The 3,717-nt window shown below is 60.9% G+C and carries 3 protein-coding genes and 1 pseudogene; 1 reads left to right on the plus strand and 3 read right to left on the minus strand.

What is annotated here, in order from left to right; translation table 11 throughout:
* Positions 1-182: pseudogene (locus AC0AP0_RS10190) on the plus strand (DUF349 domain-containing protein); the annotation flags it as partial.
* A gap of 208 nt (positions 183-390) precedes the next feature.
* Here AC0AP0_RS10190 and AC0AP0_RS10195 read toward each other — a convergent pair.
* The 3 genes from AC0AP0_RS10195 to AC0AP0_RS10205 all read right to left on the minus strand — a co-directional run bounded on the left by AC0AP0_RS10195 (position 391) and on the right by AC0AP0_RS10205 (position 3,592).
* Entirely contained in the window at positions 391-2,751 is a 2,361-nt protein-coding gene (locus AC0AP0_RS10195) for a RelA/SpoT family protein (protein WP_490430379.1), read from the minus strand.
* An 83-nt stretch (positions 2,752-2,834) separates the two neighbouring features.
* Positions 2,835-3,299: a dUTP diphosphatase gene (dut, locus tag AC0AP0_RS10200; RefSeq protein ID WP_154313602.1), complete on the minus strand. Its 465-nt coding sequence runs from the start codon at positions 3,297-3,299 to the stop codon at positions 2,835-2,837.
* On the minus strand, positions 3,299-3,592 hold the full coding sequence (locus AC0AP0_RS10205; RefSeq protein WP_024627827.1) for a DUF4193 domain-containing protein: 294 nt from the start codon (positions 3,590-3,592) through the stop codon (positions 3,299-3,301). Before AC0AP0_RS10205 ends, dut begins: the two co-directional genes overlap by 1 nt.
* Between the last annotated feature and the right edge of the window lie 125 nt (positions 3,593-3,717).

The following is a 3,717-nucleotide window of genomic DNA, read 5'->3' on the forward strand; positions in this document are numbered from 1 at the left end:
ATGCGGCCTGGAACCAGTCCGACCCCGAGGCCGATGCCCGCGTCTCCAGCTTCGAGCAGCAGCTGGCCGCCCAGCTTGAGGACTTGAATCGGCGGATTGCCGCTGAGCAGGATCCGGCCAAGAAGCAGGAGCTGGAAGCCGAAAAGGCCACTAAGGAACAGTGGATGAACGCCGTGCGCTGATCGATTGCAGTTGTTCCCGCTAAGACCCCCGGCCAGGTCATTGACCACCGGGGGTCCTTCTATAACCACCGTTTATAACCATCTATCAGACTTTAGTCCAGCGAATTTTCAAAAACTGAAAGCAGGTGATCGCTTCGACAAAACAGTTGGAACATGCCGTCGTCAGTGTATGAAGGAAAGGATGACATAGTGGTGGTTGGGGGAAAGGTCAAATGGCCCGCATATGAGGACTGGTCGAGCCCTTGGCTCCGGTCAGCCGGTAAGCATCGAAGACACCGTCTATCTTCCTGACAGCCGATAAGAGCGTGTTCAGATGCTGGGGGTCACCCATCTCGAAGACGAACTGGCTGACCGCCACCCGGTCCCGGCCGGTAGACTGGCTGCCAGACAGGATATTGACACCGTGGTCGGACAGCACCTGGGTGATGTCTGAGAGCAGATGGGGCCGGTCCAGGGCCTCCACCTGGATCTGGACCATGAAGGTGCCCTGTTTACCCGTCCAGGAGACCTCAATGATCCGTTCGGGCTGCTTCTTACGCAGGTCCAGAAGGTTCTGGCAGTCGGACCGATGAACCGAGACTCCCTGATTGCGGGTGATGAACCCGGTGATGGGGTCTCCAGGTACTGGGGTGCAGCAGCGTGCCAGCTTGACCCAAACATCATCCACGCCCTTGACCGAGATCCCTTGGGAGGTCTCCGGCCGACTGGATTTGGTGACCCGCTGCAGGGGAATGGCCTCCTGCTCCACCTCGTCCTCAAGGGCCGACCGACCAGCGTCATGGACCAACCGCGAAATCACGTTTTGGGTGGATACCTGTCCGTCACCAATGGCTGCGTAGACCGCCTTCTCATTGGGATAGTTGAGCTCGTCGGCGGCCCCCACCATGGCTTCGGGCGTCAGCAGGGTGGACACGGGAAGGTTCCGCTTACGCATGGCGCGGATCAGCTCGTCCTTGCCCTCTTCGATAGTCTCAGAACGGCGCTCTTTACTGAACCATTGACGGATCTTGCTACGTGCGCGAGGGCTCTTGGCAAAGCTGAGCCAGTCGCGCGAGGGCCCATCGGTGTCCGACTTGCTGGTCAGGATCTCCACCGTGTCCCCGTTGCGCAGCTTGGTATCCAGAGGGACCAGACGGCCATTAACACGCGCGCCCATGGTTCTGTGGCCCACCTCGGTGTGGACGGCATAGGCGAAGTCCACGGGCGTGGAATCGGCTGGCAGGGAGATGATCTTGCCTTTGGGCGTAAACACGTAGACCTCGGCCGCGCCCAGATCGTCCTTCAGGGAACCCAAGAACTCGTTGGAGTCCGGAGTCTCGCTGGTCCAGTCGGCCAGCTGCTGAATCCAAGTCAGATTGTCTTCTTGGCTCAGCTCTCCCTCCTGGCTCTCTCGCTTGACATCGGACTTATCGGGCTGGGAGAGCTCACGGCCGGCAGAACCGTTCTCCTTGTACTTCCAGTGGGCGGCGATGCCGAACTCTGCGCGGCGATGCATCTGCCAGGTGCGGATCTGAATCTCGACCGGCTTGCCGCCCGGGCCCACCACCGTGGTATGCAGGGACTGGTAGCGATTGGTCTTGGGCATGGCAATGTAATCCTTGAACCGCCCAGGCACCGGGCTCCACCGGGCATGGACGGCACCTAGGGCCGCATAGCAGTCGCGAATGGTGTCCACGATGATGCGCACCCCGACAAGATCATAGATGTTGGCGAAATCGTGCCCGCGCACAATCATCTTCTGGTAAATGCTGAAGTAGTCCTTAGGCCGTCCGGTCACCTGAGCCTTGATGCCTTGGGCGTCCAGATCCTCGTGGATCTCGTCCAGGATCTGCTGCAGGTAGACCTCCCGCTGGCCGGCCCTGCGGGAAACCAGCACTACGATCTCGTTGTAGATCTTAGGATAGAGGGTCTTGAAGCTGAGCTCCTCCAGCTCGGTCTTGATGGCGTTCATGCCCAACCGGTTGGCAAGGGGTGCATAGACATCCAGGGTCTCACGGGCCTTGCGCTGGGCTGATGCAGCCTTGACATAGCGCCATGTTCGGGCGTTGTGGACCCGGTCGGCCAGCTTGACCACCAGGACGCGCACATCCCGGCTCATGGCCACAATCATCTTGCGGATGGTCTCGGCCTGGGCCGAATCGCCGTAGTCCATCTTGGATATCTTGGTGACCCCGTCCACCAGGCCGGCAACCGTGTCGCCGAACTCGTCCCGGCACTGCTCCAGGGTGTAATCGGTGTCCTCCACGGTGTCGTGCAGCAGACCGGCCGAGACCACAGTGGGCCCCATGCCCAGGTCGGCCAGAATCTGTGCCACAGCCAGTGGATGGATAATGTAGGGCTCGCCGGACTTGCGCCTCTGGTCGGCATGCTGGACCACGGCCCGGTCGTAGGCGCGCTGGAGCATGGACAGATCTTCATCGGGATGATGAGTGGAGCAAATCTCCCAGATGGGCATCAGGGGGTTGAGCGGGTCGTCGCTGACCTCGCAGCCCAAGGCTCTGGAGGACAGGCCGGAAGGGGCCTGATCGCCGACATCATTGCTACAGACGCTGCCCTCCTGAGTGACCATTCAAGCCTCCAATGTCCTGATATAATGCACCAATCCTACACTTGCGTCTGGCCCATTCAGGCCGCCCGTGTCCGAAGGGTGCCTCAGCGGCCGGTCGAGCCGAATCCGCCATCCGAACGCACCGAGCCGGGCAGGCGTTCGGCGGGCACGAAACGGGCCTGCACGTAGCGCTGGATGACCAGCTGGGCGATGCGCTCCCCAGGCTCGAAGTGGACCGACTCATGCGGATCCAGGTTGATCAGCGGCACCTTGATTTCGCCCCGGTAGCCGGCATCGATGGTCCCGGGCGCGTTGAGCACGGTCACCCCCATTTTGACCGCCAGCCCCGAGCGTGGATGAACCAGGCCGACGTAGCCGTTGGGCAGGGCCAGAGCCACTCCCGTGGGCACCAAGGCCCGCTGGAAGGGGGCCAGATCTACAGCCACACTGGCTCGCAGATCGGCCCCCGCATCGCCGGGCATGGCGTATTCCGGCACCTCGGCCCCATCCAGGGACTGGAACAGGACCTCGACCGTTTCGGGCTCGTTGTAGGACTCGTCATAGGCCATCAGGCGGCGCATTCCTTGCAGACGGGCTTGCCGTCGGGGGTTGTGTAGGCCAGCTGGCTCCGGTGCTTGACCAGGAAGCAGTTAGAGCAGATGAATTCATCGCCCTGCATGGGGATGACAGTCACCGAAGAGTCCTCATTGCTCAGGTCGGCGCCAGGCAGCTCGTAGTCCTCGGCGATGGCGTTCTCGTCATCGTCCAGGTCAGCCCCGGCATCCTGGCCGCTTTTGCCAAGCTCCTGCAGGGATTCCTCGTCTTCGTCCTTGTCTCGCGGGGTATCGTAATCCTGTGCCATCGTGTACCCTTTCCTTGTTCGACCAGCCACCTCGTATACCGGTCATTTCACACGATATGTACTGCGCATAGGATACACGATTTCAAAAGCACGTAAAATACCAACCGTAGGGCACAATGGAAATA

The organism is Bifidobacterium sp. POST2/T3 (B1) (assembly GCF_058197115.1).